3 rRNA genes are annotated in these 5,527 nt (G+C 55.0%); all 3 read left to right on the forward strand.

Features of this window, described 5'->3' with window-relative positions:
* Nucleotides 1-257: 257 nt before the first annotated feature.
* The 3 genes from G6G98_RS17020 (at nucleotide 258) to rrf (ending at nucleotide 5,515) form a co-directional block, all read left to right on the forward strand.
* Nucleotides 258-1,782: ribosomal RNA gene (locus G6G98_RS17020) — 16S ribosomal RNA — on the forward strand.
* A gap of 406 nt (nucleotides 1,783-2,188) precedes the next feature.
* Nucleotides 2,189-5,291: ribosomal RNA gene (locus G6G98_RS17025) — 23S ribosomal RNA — on the forward strand.
* 107 nt (nucleotides 5,292-5,398) lie between these two features.
* Nucleotides 5,399-5,515 (forward strand): 5S ribosomal RNA (gene rrf / locus G6G98_RS17030).
* Together the 16S, 23S and 5S rRNA genes form the textbook arrangement of a ribosomal RNA operon.
* The last annotated feature ends 12 nt before the right edge of the window (nucleotides 5,516-5,527 follow it).

Below are 5,527 nucleotides of genomic sequence, written 5' to 3' on the forward strand. Positions count from 1 at the left end.
GGGTAAGATAGAGAAGTTGCCCTGCGGGCCTGGTTGTGATGGCTGGGTCGTGGGAGCATCCGATCCTTGAGAACTCAACAGCGTGCACTTGTCAAATGCCAAATTATCCTCGTCCAGCTTCGGCTGGTTGAGAATTCCTTTGGATCAAAGACCATTCCTTTTGGGGAGTGGCAACGGATAGTCAGCAATGATTTATCTCTTTGGTCAGCATCAAACTCGCTGCTTCATCGTTTTCCCGATGGGGTATGCATTTCTTTTTTACGGAGAGTTTGATCCTGGCTCAGGATGAACGCTGGCGGCGTGCTTAACACATGCAAGTCGAACGGTGAACACGGAGCTTGCTCTGTGGGATCAGTGGCGAACGGGTGAGTAACACGTGAGCAACCTGCCCCTGACTCTGGGATAAGCGCTGGAAACGGCGTCTAATACTGGATACGAACCGCGAAGGCATCTTCAGTGGTTGGAAAGATTTTTCGGTTGGGGATGGGCTCGCGGCCTATCAGCTTGTTGGTGAGGTAATGGCTCACCAAGGCGTCGACGGGTAGCCGGCCTGAGAGGGTGACCGGCCACACTGGGACTGAGACACGGCCCAGACTCCTACGGGAGGCAGCAGTGGGGAATATTGCACAATGGGCGAAAGCCTGATGCAGCAACGCCGCGTGAGGGATGACGGCCTTCGGGTTGTAAACCTCTTTTAGCAGGGAAGAAGCGAAAGTGACGGTACCTGCAGAAAAAGCGCCGGCTAACTACGTGCCAGCAGCCGCGGTAATACGTAGGGCGCAAGCGTTATCCGGAATTATTGGGCGTAAAGAGCTCGTAGGCGGTTTGTCGCGTCTGCTGTGAAATCCCGAGGCTCAACCTCGGGCCTGCAGTGGGTACGGGCAGACTAGAGTGCGGTAGGGGAGATTGGAATTCCTGGTGTAGCGGTGGAATGCGCAGATATCAGGAGGAACACCGATGGCGAAGGCAGATCTCTGGGCCGTAACTGACGCTGAGGAGCGAAAGGGTGGGGAGCAAACAGGCTTAGATACCCTGGTAGTCCACCCCGTAAACGTTGGGAACTAGTTGTGGGGTCCATTCCACGGATTCCGTGACGCAGCTAACGCATTAAGTTCCCCGCCTGGGGAGTACGGCCGCAAGGCTAAAACTCAAAGGAATTGACGGGGACCCGCACAAGCGGCGGAGCATGCGGATTAATTCGATGCAACGCGAAGAACCTTACCAAGGCTTGACATATACGAGAACGGGCCAGAAATGGTCAACTCTTTGGACACTCGTAAACAGGTGGTGCATGGTTGTCGTCAGCTCGTGTCGTGAGATGTTGGGTTAAGTCCCGCAACGAGCGCAACCCTCGTTCTATGTTGCCAGCACGTAATGGTGGGAACTCATGGGATACTGCCGGGGTCAACTCGGAGGAAGGTGGGGATGACGTCAAATCATCATGCCCCTTATGTCTTGGGCTTCACGCATGCTACAATGGCCGGTACAAAGGGCTGCAATACCGTGAGGTGGAGCGAATCCCAAAAAGCCGGTCCCAGTTCGGATTGAGGTCTGCAACTCGACCTCATGAAGTCGGAGTCGCTAGTAATCGCAGATCAGCAACGCTGCGGTGAATACGTTCCCGGGTCTTGTACACACCGCCCGTCAAGTCATGAAAGTCGGTAACACCTGAAGCCGGTGGCCTAACCCTTGTGGAGGGAGCCGTCGAAGGTGGGATCGGTAATTAGGACTAAGTCGTAACAAGGTAGCCGTACCGGAAGGTGCGGCTGGATCACCTCCTTTCTAAGGAGCATCTGACACCTTCGGGTGTCCAGAACCCAGATCGAGCCCGAACGTGGTTCGCTGGGAGCTCATGGGTGGAACATTTGACATGGCATCGAGAGTCGATCTCGGATCAGTACGCAGCTTGCTGCAGGAACGTCTGGGTGAAGGGTTTCGGTGCCTGCACGCTGTTGGGTCCTGAGGGACCGGATGCGGATCTTTCGGGATCTGGTCTGTACCTCTGGGCCTTTCGTCGTCTCCCTGGTGGGAGGGGATGAGGGGTACCGCCCGTACTTTGAGAACTACACAGTGGACGCGAGCATCTTGCAACCGGCTTCGGCTGGTTGCGCAAGATGATCTTAAAGATCATTAGTCAATTTCTGATCCGGTCTTCGGGCCGGGTCGAGTTTTGATTCAACTCATGTGATTTCAAGTCTTTAAGAGCAAACGGTGGATGCCTTGGCATCTGGAGCCGAAGAAGGACGTAGCAATCTGCGATAAGCCTCGGGGAACTGATAAGCAAGTTTTGATCCGAGGGTGTCCGAATGGGGAAACCCCGCTGGGCGGCGTGCCGACCCAGTGACTCCCGCCTGAATATATAGGGCGGGTAGAGGGAACGTGGGGAAGTGAAACATCTCAGTACCCACAGGAAGAGAAAGCAACCGCGATTCCGTTAGTAGTGGCGAGCGAAACCGGATCAGGCTAAACCTAGCGTGTGTGAGAGCCGGCAGGCGTTGCACGTTGGGGGTTGTGGGACTTTTCAGTCGTTTCTGCCGAGACGACGGCGTTACACGATGGTATAGACGAACGGTCTTGAAAGGCCGGTCATAGAGGGTGCCAACCCCGTAGTCGAAATGCCAACCGTGGCGCGAAGAGTATCCCAAGTAGCACGGGGCCCGTGAAATCCCGTGTGAATCTGTCAGGACCACCTGATAAGCCTAAATACTCCCAGATGACCGATAGCGGACAAGTACCGTGAGGGAAAGGTGAAAAGTACCCCGGGAGGGGAGTGAAATAGTACCTGAAACCGTTTGCTTACAAACCGTTGGAGCACCCCTGGTAGGTGTGACAGCGTGCCTTTTGAAGAATGAGCCTGCGAGTTAGCGATATGTGGCGAGGTTAACCCGTGTGGGGTAGCCGTAGCGAAAGCGAGTCTGAATAGGGCGATTCAGTCGCATGTCCTAGACCCGAAGCGAAGTGATCTATCCATGGCCAGGCTGAAGCGACGGTAAGACGTCGTGGAGGGCCGAACCCACTTAGGTTGAAAACTGAGGGGATGAGCTGTGGATAGGGGTGAAAGGCCAATCAAACTTCGTGATAGCTGGTTCTCTCCGAAATGCATTTAGGTGCAGCGTTGCGTGTTTCTTGCCGGAGGTAGAGCTACTGGATGGCCGATGGGCCCTACAAGGTTACTGACGTCAGCCAAACTCCGAATGCCGGTAAGTGAGAGCGCAGCAGTGAGACTGTGGGGGATAAGCTTCATAGTCGAGAGGGAAACAACCCAGACCACCAACTAAGGTCCCAAAGCGCGTGCTAAGTGGGAAAGGATGTGGAGTTGCTCTGACAACCAGGAGGTTGGCTTAGAAGCAGCCACCCTTGAAAGAGTGCGTAATAGCTCACTGGTCAAGTGATTCCGCGCCGACAATGTAACGGGGCTCAAGCACGCCACCGAAGTTGTGGCATTGACATTATTGGTAGGCCTTCGTGGTCCAGCCGTGTTGATGGGTAGGAGAGCGTCGTGTGGCGAGTGAAGCGGCGGGGTAACCCAGCCGTGGACGCCACACGAGTGAGAATGCAGGCATGAGTAGCGAAAGACGTGTGAGAAACACGTCCTCCGAAAGACCAAGGGTTCCAGGGTCAAGCTAATCTTCCCTGGGTAAGTCGGGACCTAAGGCGAGGCCGACAGGCGTAGTCGATGGACAACGGGTTGATATTCCCGTACCGGCGAAGAACCGCCCCAGTCAATCCAGTGGTGCTAAACGTCCGAGCCTGAGCATCGTCACCTTCGGGTGGCACCGTTCAGGGGAGCACGTGACCCCATGCTGGTGCGGCTAGCGTATTAACAGGTGTGACGCAGGAAGGTAGCCCAAGCCAGGCGATGGTTGTCCTGGTGCAAGTGCGTAGGCCGAGTCGTAGGCAAATCCGCGACTCATACAGGCTGAGACACGATGCGGATGAAAAGTGGGTGATCCTATGCTGCCGAGAAAAGCATCGACGCGAGGTTCTAGCCGCCCGTACCCCAAACCGACTCAGGTGGTCAGGTAGAGAATACCAAGGAGATCGAGAGAATCGTGGTTAAGGAACTCGGCAAAATGCCCCCGTAACTTCGGGAGAAGGGGGGCCTTCGACGTATTAGGACTTGCTCCGAAAGCGTTTGGAGGCCGCAGAGACTAGTGGGTAGCGACTGTTTACTAAAAACACAGGTCCGTGCCAAGTCGCAAGACGATGTATACGGACTGACGCCTGCCCGGTGCTGGAAGGTTAAGAGGACCGGTTAGCCGCAAGGCGAAGCTGAGAATTTAAGCCCCAGTAAACGGCGGTGGTAACTATAACCATCCTAAGGTAGCGAAATTCCTTGTCGGGTAAGTTCCGACCTGCACGAATGGCGTAACGACTTCCCAACTGTCTCAACCGCGAACTCGGCGAAATTGCATTACGAGTAAAGATGCTCGTTACGCGCAGCAGGACGGAAAGACCCCGTGACCTTTACTACAGCTTGGTATTGGTGTTCGGTGTGGCTTGTGTAGGATAGGTGGGAGACTTTGAAGCAGGGACGCCAGTTCTTGTGGAGTCATTGTTGAAATACCACTCTGGTCACTCTGGATATCTAACTTCGAACCGTAATCCGGTTCAGGGACAGTGCCTGGTGGGTAGTTTAACTGGGGCGGTTGCCTCCCAAAAAGTAACGGAGGCGCCCAAAGGTTCCCTCAACCTGGTTGGCAATCAGGTGTCGAGTGTAAGTGCACAAGGGAGCTTGACTGTGAGACTGACAGGTCGAGCAGGGACGAAAGTCGGGACTAGTGATCCGGCAGTGGCTTGTGGAAGCGCTGTCGCTCAACGGATAAAAGGTACCTCGGGGATAACAGGCTGATCTTGCCCAAGAGTCCATATCGACGGCATGGTTTGGCACCTCGATGTCGGCTCGTCGCATCCTGGGGCTGGAGTAGGTCCCAAGGGTTGGGCTGTTCGCCCATTAAAGCGGTACGCGAGCTGGGTTTAGAACGTCGTGAGACAGTTCGGTCCCTATCCGCTGCGCGCGTAGGAAGTTTGAGAGGATCTGACCCTAGTACGAGAGGACCGGGTTGGACGAACCTCTGGTGTGTCAGTTGTTCCGCCAGGAGCACCGCTGATTAGCTACGTTCGGGATGGATAACCGCTGAAAGCATCTAAGCGGGAAGCCGGCCTCAAGATGAGACTTCCATACCTTCGGGTGAGAGGCTCCCAGCCAGACTACTGGGTTGATAGGCCAGATGTGGAAGCACGGTAACGTGTGCAGCTGACTGGTACTAATAAGCCGATGACTTGATAACACACCGATTTGTTGGTGCTTGCGTCCACTGAGTGGTTCTCGATGTACGGTCGAGAACCGCATAACAACAATGACTTGTTATGTGTTTGATTGAAACATCAATAGTGTTTCGGCGGCCATAGCGTGAGGGAAACGCCCGGTTACATTCCGAACCCGGAAGCTAAGCCTCACAGCGCCGATGGTACTGCAGGGGGGACCCTGTGGGAGAGTAGGACACCGCCGGACTCCTTTTAGACA

The organism is Microbacterium hydrocarbonoxydans (assembly GCF_011752045.1).
Taxonomy (GTDB): Bacteria; Actinomycetota; Actinomycetes; order Actinomycetales; family Microbacteriaceae; genus Microbacterium.